The organism is Antrihabitans auranticaus (assembly GCF_016481275.1).
Taxonomy (GTDB): Bacteria; Actinomycetota; Actinomycetes; order Mycobacteriales; family Mycobacteriaceae; genus Antrihabitans.
Genome location: NZ_JAEMNW010000001.1, coordinates 1005401 through 1024984, shown reverse-complemented (window position 1 = coordinate 1024984; position 19584 = coordinate 1005401). Strand labels below are relative to the sequence as shown.

23 protein-coding genes are annotated in these 19584 nt (G+C 53.0%); 22 read left to right on the top strand and 1 reads right to left on the bottom strand.

Annotated elements, in window-relative coordinates:
• The first annotated feature begins 95 nt into the window (after positions 1-95).
• Entirely contained in the window at positions 96-455 is a 360-nt protein-coding gene (locus JGU72_RS04650; RefSeq protein ID WP_199682546.1) for a hypothetical protein, read from the top strand.
• Positions 456-999: 544 nt separating this feature from the next.
• On the top strand, positions 1000-1788 hold the full coding sequence (locus tag JGU72_RS04645; RefSeq protein WP_199682545.1) for an ArdC-like ssDNA-binding domain-containing protein: 789 nt from the start codon (positions 1000-1002) through the stop codon (positions 1786-1788).
• Positions 1789-1883: 95 nt separating this feature from the next.
• Here JGU72_RS04645 and JGU72_RS04640 read toward each other — a convergent pair whose 3' ends face one another.
• Complete coding sequence (locus JGU72_RS04640; protein ID WP_199682544.1) at positions 1884-2288, bottom strand: hypothetical protein; 405 nt, start codon at positions 2286-2288, stop codon at positions 1884-1886.
• A gap of 84 nt (positions 2289-2372) precedes the next feature.
• On the opposite strand from JGU72_RS04640, the gene JGU72_RS04635 reads away from it, so the two are divergent.
• From JGU72_RS04635 to JGU72_RS04540, 20 genes are all read left to right on the top strand, one after another.
• Positions 2373-2933 (top strand): terminase small subunit, encoded by a 561-nt coding sequence (locus JGU72_RS04635; RefSeq protein WP_199682543.1) that lies wholly within the window; start codon positions 2373-2375, stop codon positions 2931-2933.
• Positions 2905-4296 carry a terminase family protein gene (locus JGU72_RS04630; protein WP_199682542.1) on the top strand — a complete coding sequence of 464 codons (1392 nt, stop codon included), beginning with the start codon at positions 2905-2907 and terminating at the stop codon, positions 4294-4296. Before JGU72_RS04635 ends, JGU72_RS04630 begins: the two co-directional genes overlap by 29 nt.
• Positions 4297-4312: 16 nt before the next feature.
• Positions 4313-5683, top strand: a complete 1371-nt coding sequence (locus tag JGU72_RS04625; RefSeq protein ID WP_199682541.1) for a phage portal protein family protein — start codon at positions 4313-4315, stop codon at positions 5681-5683.
• Complete coding sequence (locus tag JGU72_RS04620; RefSeq protein ID WP_199682540.1) at positions 5646-6440, top strand: phage minor head protein; 795 nt, start codon at positions 5646-5648, stop codon at positions 6438-6440. The genes JGU72_RS04625 and JGU72_RS04620 overlap by 38 nt, the downstream gene beginning before the upstream one ends.
• Before the next feature lie 34 nt (positions 6441-6474).
• Positions 6475-7596, top strand: a complete 1122-nt coding sequence (locus tag JGU72_RS04615; protein WP_199682539.1) for a phage protease — start codon at positions 6475-6477, stop codon at positions 7594-7596.
• A gap of 15 nt (positions 7597-7611) precedes the next feature.
• Positions 7612-8034 (top strand): capsid cement protein, encoded by a 423-nt coding sequence (locus JGU72_RS04610; protein ID WP_199682538.1) that lies wholly within the window; start codon positions 7612-7614, stop codon positions 8032-8034.
• Positions 8035-8040: 6 nt separating this feature from the next.
• Positions 8041-8937, top strand: a complete 897-nt coding sequence (locus tag JGU72_RS04605; RefSeq protein ID WP_199682537.1) for a Mu-like prophage major head subunit gpT family protein — start codon at positions 8041-8043, stop codon at positions 8935-8937.
• A 14-nt stretch (positions 8938-8951) separates the two neighbouring features.
• On the top strand, positions 8952-9413 hold the full coding sequence (locus JGU72_RS04600; protein WP_199682536.1) for an ATP synthase subunit B family protein: 462 nt from the start codon (positions 8952-8954) through the stop codon (positions 9411-9413).
• A gap of 69 nt (positions 9414-9482) precedes the next feature.
• Positions 9483-10607, top strand: coding sequence for a hypothetical protein (locus JGU72_RS04595; protein WP_199682535.1), 1125 nt, complete (start codon positions 9483-9485; stop codon positions 10605-10607).
• A gap of 75 nt (positions 10608-10682) precedes the next feature.
• Positions 10683-10898, top strand: a complete 216-nt coding sequence (locus JGU72_RS04590) for a hypothetical protein (RefSeq protein ID WP_199682534.1) — start codon at positions 10683-10685, stop codon at positions 10896-10898.
• A complete protein-coding gene (locus JGU72_RS04585) occupies positions 10888-11343 on the top strand; it encodes a hypothetical protein (RefSeq protein WP_199682533.1) in 456 nt (151 codons plus the stop codon). Before JGU72_RS04590 ends, JGU72_RS04585 begins: the two co-directional genes overlap by 11 nt.
• Before the next feature lie 9 nt (positions 11344-11352).
• Positions 11353-13116 (top strand): hypothetical protein, encoded by a 1764-nt coding sequence (locus JGU72_RS04580; RefSeq protein ID WP_199682532.1) that lies wholly within the window; start codon positions 11353-11355, stop codon positions 13114-13116.
• Between the two features lie 7 nt (positions 13117-13123).
• The gene (locus tag JGU72_RS04575; RefSeq protein WP_199682531.1) at positions 13124-14023 is read left to right on the top strand and encodes a phage protein Gp36 family protein; all 900 of its coding nucleotides are present in this window, start codon (positions 13124-13126) and stop codon (positions 14021-14023) included.
• A 17-nt stretch (positions 14024-14040) separates the two neighbouring features.
• Positions 14041-14487: a phage virion morphogenesis family protein gene (locus tag JGU72_RS04570; protein ID WP_233531561.1), complete on the top strand. Its 447-nt coding sequence runs from the start codon at positions 14041-14043 to the stop codon at positions 14485-14487.
• Positions 14487-14978, top strand: coding sequence for a hypothetical protein (locus tag JGU72_RS04565; RefSeq protein ID WP_199682529.1), 492 nt, complete (start codon positions 14487-14489; stop codon positions 14976-14978). Before JGU72_RS04570 ends, JGU72_RS04565 begins: the two co-directional genes overlap by 1 nt.
• Positions 14979-15011: 33 nt before the next feature.
• Complete coding sequence (locus JGU72_RS04560) at positions 15012-15188, top strand: hypothetical protein (protein WP_199682528.1); 177 nt, start codon at positions 15012-15014, stop codon at positions 15186-15188.
• Entirely contained in the window at positions 15181-16362 is a 1182-nt protein-coding gene (locus tag JGU72_RS04555) for a hypothetical protein (RefSeq protein ID WP_199682527.1), read from the top strand. Before JGU72_RS04560 ends, JGU72_RS04555 begins: the two co-directional genes overlap by 8 nt.
• Positions 16363-16372: 10 nt before the next feature.
• Entirely contained in the window at positions 16373-16717 is a 345-nt protein-coding gene (locus JGU72_RS04550; RefSeq protein ID WP_199682526.1) for a hypothetical protein, read from the top strand.
• Between the two features lie 197 nt (positions 16718-16914).
• Positions 16915-18723 (top strand): phage tail tape measure protein, encoded by a 1809-nt coding sequence (locus tag JGU72_RS04545; protein ID WP_199682525.1) that lies wholly within the window; start codon positions 16915-16917, stop codon positions 18721-18723.
• Positions 18723-19583 carry a phage distal tail protein gene (locus tag JGU72_RS04540; protein ID WP_199682524.1) on the top strand — a complete coding sequence of 287 codons (861 nt, stop codon included), beginning with the start codon at positions 18723-18725 and terminating at the stop codon, positions 19581-19583. Before JGU72_RS04545 ends, JGU72_RS04540 begins: the two co-directional genes overlap by 1 nt.
• Position 19584: the final 1 nt, after the last annotated feature.

The following is a 19584-nucleotide window of genomic DNA, read 5'->3' as shown; positions in this document are numbered from 1 at the left end:
CCGAACGGGCAAAGAATATGACATCTGTGACCTGTGCGTCACGCGCATGGTTGATAACGAGTTGAGAGAGGTCGCCCTAATGAAAGGAGAAGGTGATGAGCGTTCGTAACACAAAACTAATCATGTACGGAGTCGAAATCCAATACCCACACTACAAATCTATTGAGGGTGAGGACGAGCAGCGCTCCGAAGAACTTGACATCTTTTACGCCAGGGAACCAGGCAAGGTAGGCATATTGTCTGATGGAATGAACGGTGGCTACGCGGTCGCGGGGACGATCATAGCGAGATTCGACGATGATGAAATGTTCCTGTCGTCCGGCCCTACCAAGCTCTCTGACCTGTTCAATACGGCTATCAACAAAGACCGTCAAAAGGAAGTGGTCGACCAGCTAGAGAAGATCATGGGCTATCGACCGATCTGTGACTATATATTCATTAACCACTGGCACTAGGGAGGACTATGACCGAAATGAATCACCAAACCTACCAGCAGAAGCGTGACGAGATACTAAATAATATGAGTGTTCGGCAACCAAGAATTGCCAACGAGGTGAGATGAGACTTACTAATAAACAACAGCTGGACTTGAAGACGATCATGTACTACCACACAAGCAAGGTCGTACCAACGGATGAAGACATTGCGGCATATTTTGCGTGGTCCGATAGAGGTGATAGTAGATTCCTTGCTATGGATACTCCAGGTGTCAAACGTCTCCGTTACGGTAAGACATATCGCGATTTGCAAGTCACTTCCTATATTGAAGACTGGGGTAGATACGTTACTGCTATTGACATCGCGACAGAAGAACCTAGGTTTATTTGCGAGTGGCTCGCGAAAGTTATGAACAAACCTGGCATCGTGACGATGTGGCGTCTATTCCATGAAGGAGGACGGCCATCTGATGATGATATAGAACTCTTGAAACCAATGTCTAAGCTGGGAAGTAAGTCATGACCGCTAATACCCCCATCAACTCGTGGCCCGAGGGTGGTGATGCCTGAACGACTTGTCTCACCAGCTAAAGAAATCGAGTGGGCAGAACTCCTAGAGACGGCGCTCACCGTGCCTGGCTCGATGGGCGGCACATACAACCGCTTTTACAACTACAGCTTCCTCAACCAGATCATCCTTGCTCAACAGGGCGTCCGTGAGCCAGTTGCCACCTATAAGCGATGGCAGACACTAGGACGCCAGGTCATCAAGGGCAGCAAGGCCAAAGCCATACTTCGGCCCATCGCGTACAAGTATCAAAACGAGCTTGGCCAGGACGAAATGAGAGTCCGTGGCTTCAAGTACGTCAACTGCCTATTCACAGTCTCTGAAACCGAAGGCGACGACCTACCGCCGTACGAACCTCCGACGTGGTCTAAGGAACGTGCGCTCGCCCGACTGGCAATCACCCAAGTTCCTTTTGAGCTGATGGACGGCAACGTCCAGGGCTACAGCATCGGACGAGAGATCGCCGTTTCACCTGTAGCGAGGTATCCCGAAAAGACGCTGTTCCACGAGTTTGGTCATGTCGTCCTGGGGCACACCGCCGATGAGTTCGAGCACGAGTACCAGCTTCATCGTGGGCTGTTCGAGTTCCAGGCCGAGGGCACCGCACTACTGACAGCCAACGAGCTGGAGATGGCCGACCATATGGACATGGCTGAGACGCGGGCCTACATACAGACGTGGCTCCAGGGCGAAGTACCGCCAGCGCTGGCTATCCGTCAGATATTTACTGGCGTCGACAAGATATTGAAGGCTGGCCGTGAAGAGCCAGCGGAGGAAGAATAATGGCAACGAGATCCGCACCAGGGAAGCAGCTGATCTCCTGGCTGATAACTGAACTAGAGCGCCTTCGAGCGTGTTGGATTGAAGATCGTTAAGGGCTAGAAGCTAGCCGTTGTAGAACGAACGATGTCACTATCGGCAGGAGCACTCACTGGAGTGCGATCTTCATTTGATGCTGGCGCTGGTGAGGCCGCGGTAGTGGTGTAGACGGGTGTGGGATCGATAACTGGTTCCTCCACCGGCTCAACAACTTCAGGCTCAGTTGGAGTTTCAGGATCTACCGGCGCAGAAGTGTCGACGGTTCGCGGCTCACCGTTCTCAGCATCAGCGATTGGTGCTGCTGGATCACTCGCTAAGACCGTCAGAGACGGCGCAGGAAGGCCGTTAACGTCGTTTCCGGTCTGGTTATCGTTGCGAGCTGTTGAAGCTGGATTAGCGGCTACTAAAACGCCAATGATGGCTATTGGAACAATTAATGAGATGGCTTTGGTTCGTACTTTCATATCTACTTTAATAATCTCACAAATTGAATGTTAAGTCAATGAATGGTGGACTTTCCGAACGGTTTGTGCAATAACTGTTGGTATATGGCACTCGATAACGAACAAGACGATAAGAATTTGGGCGGTCGCCCTTTGAAGTTTAAGACTGTCGAAGAGCTTAACCAAAAGATCGAAGCTTACTTCGGCAACTGTGATTCACACTTGAGCACCCGAAAGATTATCGAGACTCGCGCTGATGGCTCCACCTTTGTTAGTGAAATACAGTACTTCACGGAACGCGAACCCTACACAGTGAACGGCCTCGCCTATACGCTAAACACGACTAGAGACGTTCTTATCGACTATGAATCAGGTAAGTATGACGACCGCGCACCTGATGCAGATGAAGCTTCCGACATCCTGTTTTCCAACGCTATAAAAAGCGCGAAGCGACGAATCGCGGCAGATGTCGAGCGCCGAATGCTCAAGGGTGAGAGTCCAGCATCGGCGGGAATCTTCTGGTTAAAGAACAACGACAACTGGCGGGATCGCCAAGAGCTTGACCACACCTCAGACGGCAGGCGTATTGAAGCGCCTCCGGTATACGTAAGCAGTATCGCAGCGCGAGGTAACAACGATGCTGAAGCTGAAACCGAAACAGATTGAGTCTGTCCAGCGGGTCAATGACTCTACTGTCGACATCCTCGTACTGCTGGGAGTGGTGGGCTCGGGTAAGACGGACATTGCGGCGCACATCGTGCTCTCCATTGCTCATCAGTTTCCGAAGACCTATTGGCCTGTCTTTCGCCAAAACATAAGCACTGCGATGAAAACCATCATCCCGTCGTACCTCGAGATGGCGGACAAGATGGAATTCGTCCATGGTGAGGACTACACGTACAACCAGCAGCTCAAGACGCTCACCTTCCCAAACAAGTCAGTGATCGTTTTTGTCGAGGCTGACCCTACGAAAGACCGCGGTGGCAAGAAAATTAAAGGTATCAACGCCACAGGCAATCACATCGATGAAGCCGATGAACTGGAGTACGAGATGTTCATCCAAGCGACATCGCGTAAAGGACGCCGTAACGAGCACGGCCAACCGTCTATCTCGATCATCACCATGAACCCGAACGACGGCTGGGCGAAGGAGCACTTCTATGACCGCTGGAAGAACAGCACCCTGCCACCAAACATCGCCGTTATTGAGTTCGATCTCGAAGATAGCTGGCTCTCTGAACAGGACATCGCCGCACTTAAGACGAACCCTGAGTGGTGGACACAGCGCTATCTCTACAACAACTGGAACTACGCCGACGAATCGAACTCGCTCTTCAAATCCCGATCATGGGCTACATCCATCGTCGCCGAGCTGGACGTAGCGGCAAAGCGCTCAGCGGGCTACGACGTGGCGTGGAAGGGTGTCGACCGCTCTGTGCGTGCATTGCTGTACGGCACAACGATTGCCGATATTGCCATCGTCAAGGACAAGAACGAACGCGTAGAACTGCCTGAGCAGGCTCGGTGGTTGATCGATGACGCTACAGAGAACGAATACGGCATAGATAACACCGGCATCGACGCGGTCGGCCTCGGTGTGGGGATGGTCGGGGATTTGATCGACGAAGGTCTTCACCCATACGAGTTCATGAGTGGCGCAGCGCCAGATCCGAGCATCGGACTGCCTGGGCTGGCTGATGTCCCGCTGAACTTTGACAAGCTTCGTTCGCAGATGATCTACCTGTACGCCCGTGGAATAGAAATGGGCATCATCAAGCATTTCCGCGACTGTCCCTACCTAAAGGACCTTCAAAAGGAAGCCATGACGCACAACTACGACATCACGGACAAAGTGTTGAAGGTAGAGAGCAAAGAGCAGATCAAGAAGCGTTTGGGTGTCAGCCCTGACCTGTTTGACGCCGTACTTATGGCGCTCTACGTCGCTCTGCGGCCTGTCTCACGTTTCGATTATGAAGACGATGATGAAGAAGATACCGTTACCTCAGGATTGCTAGACGAAGACTTTTAGCGTATTTTTGAATTAGATGACAAAGAAAACTCAAAAAGAAATTGGCAAGACCGGCGTTACCATAAACAGCGGGGTTATTACCGGCGAAGAATTTAACATGAAGCTCGATGGCAATCGGGGCATACGAATCTATGACGAGATGTGCGCCGACGCAGCTGTGAACAGCACACTCGAAGCCATCAAGCAGCCGATATTCGGCGCTGACTATACGATCGATCCGGCATCTGATGATGAGGCGGACAAGTTCGTTGCCCGTTTCGTGGAGCACTGCCTATTTGAACTGGTCAACTGGAAGCAGTTCCAGGACGAGGCCTTCACATTCCTCGACTACGGCCACGATGTTCACGAGAAGGTCTTGGAGCCAATAACATTCGAGAACAAGCTGCTGATCGGACTGACCAAGCTGGGCTACCGCAAACAGACCACGATCGAGAAGTGGATCACCGAGGACGAACAGCCTGGGATCACCCAACTAGTGGACGGCAAGTTCTACTCAATCCCTGTGGAGAAGATCGTTCGCTTCACTCGTAAGCAGCGCGGTGACAACTGCCGAGGAATCTCGATCCTTCGACCTGCCTACAAGCACTGGTACATCAAAGACAAGCTCTACAGGATTGACGCTATTGCTCATGAGAAGCACGCGCTGGGCGTTGTCGACATCACCGTTCCAAAGGGTGCGGACGCTGAGGATAGGAAGCGGATACGGAAGGCAGCACAGAACATCCGTGCTCACGAACAGGCCTACATCGAACACCCAGTGGACTGGATCGTTCAATTCCTCGATCCAAAGGCGAGTTCGTTAAAAGATGCGGAACCCTCGATCAACCACCACAACCGACAGATCCTGCTCAACACCCTTACTCAGTTCCTCGATTTCGGTTCCACCGGCGCTTCGGGTGCTCGGTCAACTAGTGAAGACCACAGCCGTCTGTTTGAACTGTCCATCCAGAACACCGCTCAGTTCTTCGTTGACGTCATCCAAAACCACATCGTCAAGGAACTGGTTGACCTGAACTTCAGTGGTCGTGAGTACCCGACCCTTCGAGTCGGCAAGATCAGTGATGACAACATCCCTGTACTTAGCGAAGCGATCGGCAAGCTAGTAACAGCTGGTGTCATCCATCCCCGCGGTGGAGATGAGAACACGACCCGCAAGATGATCGGATGGCAGGAGCTTGAAGACGAGGAACTAGCTGAGATCGATTACACCGCAAAGAAACCCGAGGAGACCGACAGCAGCAAGGACAAAAAGCTTGTCGAAGTAGAGAAGTTCGACGAGGCCGAAACCAAACAGGCAAGCGTCGTTGACCACGCCCGTGCGATCAAAGTCGCCCTCAACGAGAAGTTATATGGCACAAGCGGATACGAATCGCCTATCGCTGCTTAACGCTCGTCGCGAGGTCTCTCAAGGGCTACGTGCGAGTGAAGACTGGCAGCCTAGCTACAAGCGCAATAGTGAGACGTTCAAAGCGCTTCTGGCGCATGAGGCACAGCTCGAGTCAGACGTTGCCGAGTACCTGTTTCGTCTCTCCCGGAACGCACCGAACTACGTGGACTGGGCGCAGTACGCCGGATCGCTGAAGGCTGCCAGCAACCCACTACTGAACGCTGATGATCCTGTCTGGGCAGAGGAGCAGCTCGACCTCCAACGCGCTGTCATTGACGCCATCACCCTGATCGTCGCCACTGGCGGCCAGGCGGGCGAGCTGACCTACGGCATCGACCTGGGGATCTCGAACCTGTCGAAGTCAGTGCTCGAAGCGGCACGCACCCAAGTCGCTGGCCTGGTAACGGGCATGACCGAAACGTCACGTGACTTAATTCGGGAGGCCATAAAGCAAAGCATCGCACGGGGGGAGAGCGTGGATCTCGCCCGCGATCGAATCTCCAAAGTCCTGAATAATCCGGTGCGCGCCGAGCTGGTCGCTCACACCGAGAGTGTCAATGCTTACCAGACTGGGCTCAAGAATTTCGCTGTCGAGACCGGGGCGAAAACCAAAACGTGGGAGTCGTTGGCGAGAGCTTGTCCATTGTGCGCTCCTATTGATGGTGAGACCGTGCGTATCGATAAAACCTTCAGCAATGGTAAGGATAGGCCGTCTGCGCACCCGCGCTGCCGTTGCGGTTTGATTTATAACTATTGACTTTAAAGGCAGTCAACTTCATATTTAGAGGCATATGGCCCATAAAGCAGTCCAGCGCATTATTGCAATCAAAGCCGACGCAGACGGTAATCCTCCTGAATCTATTCACTTGCTCAGTGCGGGACACTGGCATACGCCTTGGCACGGGGCATTCGAACACACTACTTCTGATCTAGCACAAATGGTCGTAAATTTCGGCCAGGGTATCGGCTTAGTTAAGCAAAAGAACGGAGCCTACGAAGCCCCGATCAACAAGGGACATGACACTACTGGTCCGGCTGCTGGATGGATTACGGGGTTGCGGCTCGAGAATAACGGCGCAGAACTCTGGGGTGACGTCCGCTGGACAAAAGAGGGCTCTCGCGCTTTGCGGGAGGAAGAATACAAGTTCATCTCGCCGGAGTGGAACCCACGTGATTTTCCGTGGGAAGACCCAGAAAATGAGGGCGTCTTCGTAGACAACGTATTGTCCGGAGCTGGCCTGACCAACACCCCATTATTCAAGAAGCTTCAGCCAGTCATGGCGTCTCAAGACGCCGGTGGAAGTGATAAGCAAATCAAAGAAGGAGGAGACATGGATCTCGCAGCACTACGTGCCAAAAACGCAGAAGACCTCACAGACGATGAGAAGGCCTTTCTTGCCGAACACAAATCTGATCTAACGGAGGACGAACTGAAGAAGTTTGGTCTCACCGAGGATGTGGAAAGCAAGAGCAAAGAAGAGGAAGAGAGTAACGGCAATAACAAGCCCGATCTAACAAAAGAGGCAAGCGCAAAGATTCACGGTCTTAGTGCAGCTCAGGTCAAACAGCTCCAGGCAGATGCAAAGGCCGGTCGTGAGGCTCAGCAAGAATTACTGAAGACAAAGCTAACGGCTTCAGTTGAGTCTCACATCAGTCGCGGCGCTATCAAACAAGACCAGACTGGTGATGTTGTCGATCTCTTGATGGCATCGAGCGAATCGCAGCGCGAGAAGATTCTGAAAGTTCTAGACGGTCTCCCAGAAAACAAAGCGATCACAGCTGGCGAAAAAGGGACTGGTCGAGAATCTGAAGACGACGTGAAAATTACGGATGAAGAGAAGAGCTTGGCAGAGGCCTTTGGCAATACTGCCGAAGATATCGAGAAGTTCAAAAAAGCAGAAGCATCTAAATAGGAAAGGAATCGGGAAATGACTAACTTAACAGCATCACGAGCAGACGGTCGCCAAGAAGGAATCTTGGTAGACGTACCACTAGCAGCAAGCACCAAGGTCTTCGCCGGAAGCAACGTCAATTACAACACAGCTGGTTTCGCAAAGAAGAGCGCGGACACTGCGAGCGAAGTCTTCGCGGGGGTAGCGATGGAAACAATTGATAACACCGGATCGGCTGGCGACAAAGTTGTACGGGTTTGGAAAGAGGGCGTATTCGATATGAACTGTGCCAGTGCTACTCAGGCCTGGGTCGGCGTAGACGTCTACGCGGTTGACGACAACCTCGTCGCACTCGCGGCAACAACAACCAACGATGTGAAAGTCGGTCGTGTTGTTCAGTTCAACTCAGCAACTAGCGTTCGAGTAAAAAATCTAATTGGTCTCATAGGAAGGAGATAAAAAGAAATGTCTGTCATTACTAAAGAACTGTTGCAAGGACTAGATACAAACATCCGAGTGACGTTCCAAAAGCGCTACGAGAACACACCTGATGCCGACTTGTGGAAGCAAATCGCAAATCTCGTGCCATCAAAAGGTTCCAGCGAGAAATACGCATGGCTCGGCTCAGTACCAGGTCTTCGTGAGTTTAAATCTGAGCGTATCCCTGGAACGCTTTCGAGCTTCAACTACGAGATTAGCAACAAGAAATGGGAATCAACCCTTGATGTTGACCGTGACGCAATCGAAGACGACCAGACGGGTCAAATCATGCTCGCTGTTAACTCACTTGCATCAAAAGCTGGTACTCATTACTCACGCCTCATGGCTACCGCGTTCGATCTAGGATTCACTACAGCCATCTATGACGGCCAGAACTTCATCGATGCCGATCACGAGGGTGGTAGCAACTACCTCGGCACTAGTAAAGACATCACTGTCGCCAACCTAGACGCCGCTGAGCTGTTGCTCGCTGGCCAGAAGGACGACCGTGGCGATCTACTCGGCTATAGCGGTGACACGCTCATCGTTGGCCCTGGCCTTCGTGCCGCTGCTGAACGCCTAATCGGTCGCGAATACATCGATGAAGGCGGCGTGGCGCTTTCTAACCCATACTACAAGCGCTACAAGATCGTTGTCCTGCCTTACCTTGCTGTTAGCAACAAGAAATGGGCGATTGCCGACACTCGGCAAGGTGTCCTGCCGTTTGTAATGCAGATCCGTATTGCGATCAGCCTTGTCTCAAAGACTGACCTCAACAGCGACCGTGCGTTCGATAAGGACATCTTTACCTGGGGTACTCGTGCTCGTCACAACGCTGGTTACGGCAATCACCAAACTATTGTTGGCGCGGTAGCGTCTTAATCAAGGAGTAGATGATGTCAAACAAAGTTTATAGAGTAGGTGTTACAGGCAACTTCGTTGCCGAGAAGCGTATCCGCGCTGGCGTCGTTGTCCCCGCAGACGGCGGCTATGTTGGAGAGCTGACTAAAGAGCAGTTGGAAGCCATCGAGAGCGATCCCTTCCTTACTGTGTCGGAAGGTTCGGCTGAATCTGGCACCGATGAGGCGGCAGATATTGTCGAAGCGGCGCGCAAAGAAGCAGAAGAGATCGTCGCTGAGGCGACTGAGCTTGCAAAGACCGCAACCGATGCCGCGAACGGAAAGGCAGAGGAACTTCTGTCACAGGCGACAAAGAATGCGGACGTGATCCTCGCCAACGCGAAGGCTGAAGCAGAAAGGATCGTCGCTGAGGCAAAGAAGTCTGTTGAATCGAAGGTCGAAGACCCAAAGACTGACGGCAACGATTCAGAACCGACTAAAAGTACGAAAAGCAAGTAAAACACAAACTGTTCGTTTTTAAAGGCTGCCAACTTCGGCAGCCTTTTTGGTTCCCGGTATGATCCTTCCATGGCTGACGATCCCAATGACAACCCATTCCTAGCTTCCTTCGAGCGCGCCCTTGAGACGACGCCGCTGGATCGGCTGTTGCAGGGTGTTCAGGTGTCATCTATTCAGAGTGAATCCTACGATCTAACCATACAGGACATCGATGGGTTGCTCGATATAGTTGCGGCCAACGAACCGGACGACGGTAATTTCTTTTCTCATGTAGTCACGCGGCTCAGTACAAACCTTCGCACGCAGATTACGATTAAGATTACAGACGCCCGTTCAGGGCCACGCCATTCATCTTCCAGGACAATAGTCGTTCCTTTCGGAGCGTTGATTCGAGAGAACGATCTAGTCGCCCTACGGAGCATGATCCGTAGCTTTTTAGACGGAAATACGATCTATGAAGGAAAGCCTGCAACTCCTATGGATTTCGCAAATATGGTCGTGCGATGGGAGTCGAGAGCATATCGCGGTGTCCTGGATGAATTGTCATCAAAAAGCGGTGTACCTAACCTCGAGATAGATCTGCCCGAAAGAATTAAGGGGTTGATGTCTGATCGGTACCTAAGTCACATAACGGAGATTACGCGAATAGTTCGAAAGCAAGCGGATGACGTCGTGGTGGCGTCGGGGCAGGTATCGGCTGGCACGCTCTCTGGAGCATTCGCTGAAAACGCCAAGTACGAAGGGCAGAGGGCAATTGGGTGGTCGATAGCGGTCCTAGGGTCAGTAGTAATAGGTATCTTGATCGTCGTTAAAGTCGTTGGTGATATGAATGGGGAGAACGGTTGGATCTCGGAGCTAGTGAAACTGGCTATAGCCCTGCCTGTTTTCGCATTTGCGACGTACTGTGCTCGGATTGCATCAAAGCATCGCGAAACAGCTCAACATGTGCGCTTGGTCAGTGTTCAATTGCAGACGGTAAACGCCTATTGCAATACGCTACCTGACGAGCAAGCGATGGAGATCCGAATGCAGTTGGGGCGGCGCGTATTTGATAAACCTGATATCTTGTCTTCTGAAACGGCTAGCGATGCTAGTCTAAGTATGATCCCGAAAGATCTCTTTGCGACCGTTAACAAGATGATCGATACTGTCCGCGAGGTGGCGGCGAAGAAGGCTGATCCACCTGCACCCTAATCTCAATGGTATTTGCAAATCAACCGTGTTTAAATAAGGGTGGATACGAATAGTTTTAAACAGGAAACCCTTTGCATGAAAGAAGAAGCATCTACGGTTGATAGCATCGAAACCTCAGTCGGTGCACAAGAAGGCGCGACAGATCGTAAGACGTACGTGGTTACATCTGAATCTGGTCTATTTAAACGCGGCGAGCAGTTCGACAAGGGCTCAACCATCGAGCTAGATGACCAGACTGCTGCAAACTTCATAGAGGCGGGTGATGTCGCGGAGGTACGCGATGAAAACTAGCCTCCAAGAAGACATTCGAGCTAATAGCGCCGACATTAGCTACACCACGCACATCGTTCTCCGTGACCAGAACGGACTCGTCAAAGAAGAACGCGAGATCCACAACACGGTGACGACCGCTGGCAAGAACATGATTGCCGACCGTCTTCTGGCCTCTCCAACCCTCGGTGTGCCAACACATATGGCTATCGGAACCGGCACTGGCGGAACGACTTCACTCAACACTGAACTCGACCGCAACGCCCTGACGAGTAAGAACCGAAGCAACGCCGTCATCACAATGGTCGGTGACTGGGCGGCTGCCGATGGAACCGGCGCGATCACTGAAGCTGGCGTTTTCGACGCATCAAGCTCAGGGAACATGCACCTCTATTCAAGCTTCTCTGTAATCAACAAGGGCGCGAGCGACACACTCCAGATCACCTGGACTCTGACGATCTCGTAGGGCCAGTAGATGGCTATCACTGTTGACGCAACCTCATCAGGCGGCAACACAAGCGCGACCGCAGCAACGCCCCTGAACTTCAATCACACGTGTTCCGGTTCGAACCGATTACTGCACGTGTCTGTTCAGTGGTCTGGCTCAGGAGTGACGATTAGCGGCGCGACGTACAACGGCGTCGCCATGACCGCTATCGCAGCTCAATCAGATACGCCCTCGGGCAACTACCACGTACGCATGTATCGGCTCATCGCTCCCGCGACGGGTACAAATCAAGTCTCAATCTCGTTCAGCGGCACGACATATGCCTTTGGCGAGTCGATCTCGTTCAATGGTGCCGATCAAACAACACCTGTGCGGAGCAGCATCACCGGCACGGGAACGAGCTTGGCAGCAACCGTTACGGTGACCAGCATCCAGTCTGGTGACTACGTCGTCGACTCGGTCGGACTGGCTAACGGAACATCGACCCTCACATCGCTTCAGAATGAAATTGCGCAGTTCAACAACGCCACAGTGTCTCGACGCGGTGGCGGCGCGTACGTCCAGGCCGTGAGCACGTCACACGCGATGCAATGGACTATTTCGGGTGTCGTTGGGCGCGCATGGGCAATGCAGGCTGTCGCTTACAAACCACTTGGCGGCTCGGCGTTTTCAGCCACTCCGTCTGACACGGCGACGTCGTCTGATTCCAGTCTCCGTAGCACTGGCAAGAACTCAGCTGATTCGGCTACCGCCACCGATGCATCGACTCGAAAGCTGACCAAGGCGCTCGGTGACTCGGTGGGTTCAAGTGATACGTCGATACGATCTGTCGCGCTCGGCCGCAGTGAAACAGCGACGGCCAGTGATGCTTTCAACCGGATTGCCGCATTCCTACGCAGTCTCAGTGACTCGACAACTCCAACTGACAGCTCTGTCCGTAGTGTCGGACTTAATCGCGCAGACAGCAGCTCGGCGACCGACACCCGATCCGGATCAGTAGGTAGAACGACTTCAGACTCAACCGCGGCAACCGATAGTTCGTTCAGATCGGTTGCATTGCAGAAGGCTGACTCAACATCAACCAGTGACCAGTTCAGTCGCACTGCTTCCTTCAGCCGTACGTTCACCGACTCGACCACTGAAGCTGACGCATCAAATCGCGCATTGGGTAAGGGTTTGGTAGACAGCGCATCCGGTTCAGACACACGCTCGACAGGTGTCTGGATTACTCGAGCGGACACGGTCATTACGTCCGATGATATGAGCGCTCCAAACGGCAGTGGCCTAGACCTAGAGGATGACGCGAACGCCACAGACCAGGTAGTCCTCCACATCAACGTGGTGCTGCAGGACGGGGTAACTGGCAGTGATAGCCGACGCTCTCTCATGTCACTAAACAGGGTGGACATCGGCAACATAGCTGACGCCTGGATCAAGTCATTCAGCCATCCAGTCAGCGACAGTGTAGGAGTAGCCGACTCAAGTTCACGACTGGTGAAGTTAAACCAAGCAGATAACAGCAACACTGCAGATTCAACAGATCGATCGATAACGATCAACCGATCCGAGAGCGTGTCGACGGGGGAGGACAGCTCACGGCTTATCAGCAAGCTCATCGAGGACATTGTTACAGCGGACGATCTACTAGCTGCCGAAGGTGTGGCTGAGACAACAACAACTCCTACAACGCTCATAACAAATAGAAGGACCACGGTTATTAATCCCGGCTATGACCTGACTGTATTGAGTAATGAAAGCCGCGTGACTATAATGAAGACCAAAGGAAACTAATGCATTTATGGCAACAACGCTTCAAGCTGAATCATTCGCCAATATAAACCTAACCGAGCGTTCGACGCTTGATGAGAGCGTTCTAACTGCCGCAACCACGATCAAAGTCGTGAATACATCCGGCTTTGAGGCAGGCAAGACGATCTATGTCGGTCCACCGGGCTCTGAGACGTGCGAGAAGGCCGTTGTTAACGCTGTGACCGACGAAACCACACTGGAGTTGGTTGACGGACTTGGGCAGCCTCACAGCCGCTTTGATGCAGTCACAGGCGTCCTAGGTGATCGGATCCGGATCTACCGTGCGGTCAACGTCGATGACTCAGCTCCAGCCGATGTAGCCTTCTCGGCCCTGGCTAGCCGATCGATCGATCCTGGCAAGGTGGTGACGTACTACACGGACTCAAGTGGGTCGTCGGACTACTGGTACAAGCTCACCTACTGGAACGAAACAACTGGCGACGAAACAGATCTCGATGATTCAACTCCTGTACGTGGTGATGACTATGGGCGCTACGCCTCCCTGACCGAGATCCGGCGTGACGCGGGGTTCCTCAACGCAACCAACCTCAGTGATGTGACGGTCGACCAGAAGCGCCGTATGGCAGAAGCTGAGATCAACACCGCGCTGTCAAATCGCTATACGGTTCCGTTCAAACCTGTGCCCGAGCAGATCAATAGCCTGACGATTCAGATTGCTGCGGGGCTTCTCTTGCAGGACGCATACGGCGAAACCTCAACCCGTGCAGTGAAGAAGCTGAAGGATGCGCGTCTAGCTCTAGAGCAGCTAAAGAACGCCGACGGTGACGTGGTGGATGACCAAGGCCAATCTGTCTCAACCGGCGATGACATCTCTGGTTATCCAGACGACTCGGCATCACGCGCCTTCACGATGGATCAGGTGTTCTAACCATGCTTGACGTGAGGATGAGAATCACTGACGGGCAGGATATTCCGCGGATGCTCGACCAGATCGGAGCAGACGTAAAGGATCTTCGGGGGGCGATGCAGGATGTAGGAGAATCGGCCAAGCTCTTTTTCGGCGGGCAGGTCTTCGCTTCACGCGGCGGGGTCATTGGCGAGCCGTGGCAGCGACTGAGTCCGGACTACGCCGCATGGAAGGCAAAGAAATATCCAGGCCGTCCAGTGCTCATACGCCGGGGACTAATGCAGCGCTCGTTCCATTACCGCTCTACGCCAATGAGTGTCACGATTTCCAACAGTGCGCCGTACTTCAAGTACCACCAGTCCGATGAGGAACGAAGTGTTATTCCGAGACGCGTGATGCTTAAAATGACCAGTCAGTTCCACGATGACGTTGTCGGCATCATCGCCAACTCGCTGATCCGTCGTATCAAATCGAGGATCGTCTAATGGCATACAAACAACCGGCCACTGCTCTTCTCGACTTCCTTCGCGAGTCGTACCCGACCGATACCTTCAAGGAATTCTACGAAGGTGATCCTGGCCTGATCCCACTCTTCAATATGCCGTGCATCGTCGTGGAGAAGCTTGGTGACCAGATGGGGAATGGACCGTCGGGGATGAAGAAGGTCACTGAACGCTTACGAGTCAAGGTGGTCTTTAACAAGAAGGACGACTTTAAAGCGGACGCCGACCCCACTGATCTCACTGAGAAGCGCATTCGCGACATCGTCGAAGCACGAGACCCTGAAACCGGTGCTTATTTGCCAAATACCCTCAAGAGGGCGCTGATGGATCGTTTTGAATTGAATGGCCAGGGTATCGATCAGGGCATTGAGTTCGACTTAGGTATCGATTCCCGTCCCGATGGCAGTATGACGCAAGAGGGTCATCTTATTGTGTCGATAACTTACCTGGTAGACAACGCATTTCACTCTTGACGGAACATGCGAAGTAGAAGATATTAGGAAGTAATGAGCAAGTATCTATACAGAAACACCTCTGACTATGACCTAGCTGTTATCGGCGTCGGTGTCGTTGCTACGGGTGAGGTTATCGAAAGCGATCATCCAGTAGAGAATCCGAATCTCGAGCAAGTCAAAGCGGAAGAAAAGAAGAAAACGGTAAACAAGGAAAACGGTGATGTCTAACGAGATCAGTAGCAACAATGGGTATTTCTCTCTAAAGAAGGAACCAACCGAGGGGGTTGCGGTCATCCCAACGACGTTTGTCCCGATCTACGACGAAACAATCGCGACCCTTATGAACCCTGAGACTGAGAACAGCGTCATCGGTCAGAAGTTCGCCCGCCAGATGGTTACGCCCGGAATCCGTTCGCACGGTGGTGATGTCACGATCATGGCCGAGCCCAACAGCACTGCTATGTTGCTCGACATGCTGCTTACACGCGGCTCGATCACTGGCTCAGACCCATACACGTGGCCATTCACAGCATCGTTTACCAACCCGTTCACGTATACCGTAGACATCTCTACCGGCAATCAGGTGATGCGCTTCATGGGTGTCCAAGCGAGCGAGCTAGCACCGGAGTTTGTCAGCAACGAGGCACGGTGGAAGGTCAAGCTGTCGGCGCTCAAGTCATTCCTTGGTGCTGAGATCGCAAGTGTTAGTACAAATGTCGTGACGCTGAAAACACCGATCAATTATCCATCTCCATCAGATGGACTGGTTGCTACCGACCTGGTCGCTGTCGTCAACCAGACAACCGGCGCTCGTCAAGACTTCACGGTCACTTCACTGACCTCAACTACCGTGACGCTGTCGGGATCACCGTCTGGTGTTACCAGCGGCGACATGTTGGTACTTCGTCCCGCGACGCCTTCGAAGAACTTCCTGTATCCATTCCTCTGGTCACGGACTGAATTCCGTTTCGGTGCAACCGCTTCAGCCGCGCTGAGTGCTACGCACACGCCGCTTGAAGAGGGAAGCGAATTCACCATTCTGCATCCGTTCGAGGACGAGAAGGGTGCGCCTGGCAGTGGTTCATTCGATCCGCGAGCCCTTGTCCGTTCGAAGTCTGTTGACGTCACCTTTAAGGCTAAGAAGTTTTTCCGCAATCCAGATGAAGTACGAAACTTCAAGGCGCTGAGCAAGGTTGCTTGTGTGATCCGCATGTTCAGTGGATCGACTGGCCAACATGAATTCCGCCTGACTTTGAATAACCTCACAGTGACGAAAGGCGGTGACAAACCGATGATCAAAGTTGATGAAGCTCTCTACTACGAGCTCGAATACACACCGTCGCAAGATGATTCGGACGGTCAGGCGATGGATGTCAAAGTAATTAACGCCTTGTCGTCATAGGAGACGCTATATGCCAGTGTTAGGAGCCAAAGAACTAAAGAAGTACATCTTGCCTTCAGATACACCTGAAAGCCCATCGTATGCGGTACTCAACGTACGCGTGAGTGCACCACAGGCATTCGCGATTCATAACGCAAGCGCGGACGAGGCGGAAGCTGCCACCTATCGTCTACTTTCAGAGCTGATCGATGAATGGTCGTACACCGACGTAAACGGAGTACCCTCACCGATAACTCCCGAGAACGTATCGCTTATGGATTTCAATGACCTTCAGTCGATTTCAAACGTACTTGCAGATAAGATCAATCTAACGATCACGGCCCAGGCGGTGTCGGGCGACGCAAAAAAAGAATAGTCCTGGCAATATCCGCGGCGATCGATGGCCGTGAGTCTGATACCCAACTTCCTTGGGATTATCTCTTCTTCCTTTGGCGGCGGGAAATGAAGGCGAGTTATTCGGAGTTCTGCGCTACGCCACTTGACGTAATCCTCGCTGACCTAGAATATATAAACATAGAGCGCCGAATGCGTTCATCAAAGGCTTCATAGTTCATGGCGATATTAGGCAACAGCAGTCTTACTCTCACAATCTCGGCGAAGGACGAAGCGTCCGGTGTATTGAAGCGGGTGCGCGATGCGCTTGATGGCGTCACCGACTCCTCAAACCAGAACAGTGGTGTGGTGCAACGCCTTCGGGAGAACTGGGCACCTATAGCTGCGATCACCACTGGTGCTGGACTAGCTCTTGGTGCGACCGCCCGCCAGATGGACGTATCGATCGATGCGGCGAGTGGCCTTACCAGTGCATTGACCGGATTAAACAGCGTCGCACGGGCTTTCGGGGTAGATCAAACTCGAGCGAAGCGTGCGGCTCAAGATCTTGCAAAAGACGGACTCATGTCGGTTACTGAGGCCGCTACCGGACTAAAGAACCTGCTCGCCTCCAACTTCAGTCTTGACCAGGCGATCACCTTGATGGGTCGATTCAAAGATAGTGCGGCTTTCGGTCGGCAGTCGGCTCTCGGCTTCGGTCAAGCAGTGGCGTCAGCGACCGAAGGCATCAAGAACGGCAACTCGATACTCGTAGACAACGCCGGAGTCACTAAGAACCTATCGGTCATCCTCCAGGAGGCTGGATTCTCCCAACAAGACGTTATGCGCGCCACTTCAGATGCGGGGGTTCGTATGGCGCTCTATAACGGCATCTTGAAGGAGACCAATCCACAGGTAGGCGACGCAGCTCGCCTCGCGAGTCAGTTTTCGGGGGAGCAGGCAAAGGCTGGCGCGGCAACGCTTACCCTCAGGCAGAAGATTGGATCTGCACTTCAAGGGGCGTTCACGCCGCTTCTTAGGGGTATCACCCCAATCATCAGCAAGACTGCTGACTGGATCGGTAGCCATCAACGTCTCACCGCGGCCATAGCAGTCGGTATCACAGTGTTCCTTGGGCTTGTCACAGTAGTCGGCGCAATCGGTGCGGCCATTGCTGTTGTGACTCCAGCAGTCGGCGCGCTAGCCGGAATTCTCGGCGTCTCTGCTGGGGCAGCCACGCTCCTGACTGGAGGAGTATTCGGAATCGTGGCGGCACTAGCAGGCGCTGCCATCGGCCTCGGTGCGTTCAGTAGTCAGAGTGGTGGAGCGCAGAGCGCCATCGAACGCCATCGGCTTGCGCAAGATGCCCTGACCAATGCCAACCGAACCGCAAAGGTTGCCCAGGACGCACTACGCGGTGCACTGCTCGATCAAGAAGGCGCGAGTCTTCGTGTTGAACAAGCGCAAAGGAACTTGACCGAAACGATCCGACAGTTCGGACCTGGCTCACTCGAAGCGAAACAGGCTACCTACGACCTGAAGCGAGCCCAGGATGATCTCGGCAATGCCACTGCCAACGTAGCAGCGAAAACCCAAGAGGTGAAACAGAAACAAGATGATGTCATCGCTCGGAAAGAGGCGGTTAAGCAAGCTGCGCGAGAGATGCGCGACTCAGCAAACGACTCGGCGTCTGGCTTCAGAAACCTTGCAAACACAATGCAGGACGTGGTGAACAAACAGTCGGCCATCAAACCTGGAGCAGCGAACGGATCGAACAATCCACTGTCAGCGGGCAGTGCAGGAATAAAGCTTCCAGGTCATGCGCACGGTACGAATTATGCGGCCGGGGGTTGGACGATCCTCGGTGAGGATGGCCCAGAGATTGCCAATCTGCCACGTGGAACACAGGTTAAGACCGCATCAGAGACCGCTCAAGCCATCGCGAGACAGAAGGGGGGTGCAAGCTTCCCAATTACCATCAACAACTACAGCCGGGTCGATTGGGAGCGTGGAATAGCCGAGCTTGGCTACAGGCTGAGGACCGTCTGATGCAGGACTTCTCAATTGACACCCTCGAATTGATCGTCGACATGGCTCCGGCCAATGGCTATCTTCTACAGACTCCGATCGAAGGTCTTGATGGCCCAAACCATCGCACCGGTAGCTACTCTCGTCCGGGAAGACACGGCGTGACAGTGTCGAGCATCTTCTATGGTGAACGTCTGATCAAGTTGCGAGGCAAAGTCATTGGGACGAGCGCTGCTGACTTTGAGGATAAGCGCCAAGCTCTGATCAACGCATTGGCGGTGACGAAGGACGAGAACGGGTATCCAACTCCTACCCGGCTTTCGTTCACAACCCTCGCTGGCCGCAGCTACTACGTAGATGCTTACTTCGATAAACCAATCATGGATCTCTATACACCAGCGAGCTGTGAGTTCATGGTCACCGCATTGGTGGGCGACTCGTTCATCTATGGAGCCACAACTGTCAACTCGGGCAACATATCTCGGCCAAGCGGCGGCGGATACGTCGTCCCAATGGTCCTGCCCTACGACTCTGCGCCATCCAGCGGCGGAACGATCACTGTCACCAATGACGGCACAGAAGAGTCTCTGCCACTCATCACGCTCACTGGGTTGTTGACTAACCCGATCATCACCAACGATACGACCGGGAAGTTCATCCAACTGGAGTACACGTTGGCCTCTGGAGACACCGCCGTAATTGACATGAATGAGCTGCTGATCACGCTGAACGATTCAGCGTCGCTAATCGGTTCAAAGACAATCACTTCCGACTGGTGGGGGATCGCACCGGGCGACAACAGCATCTCGATCACCACTGATAGCCCGAGCGACGACGGCTTCGCTACGTTGTCGTTTAATGCGGCGTACTTGGGGATTTAAC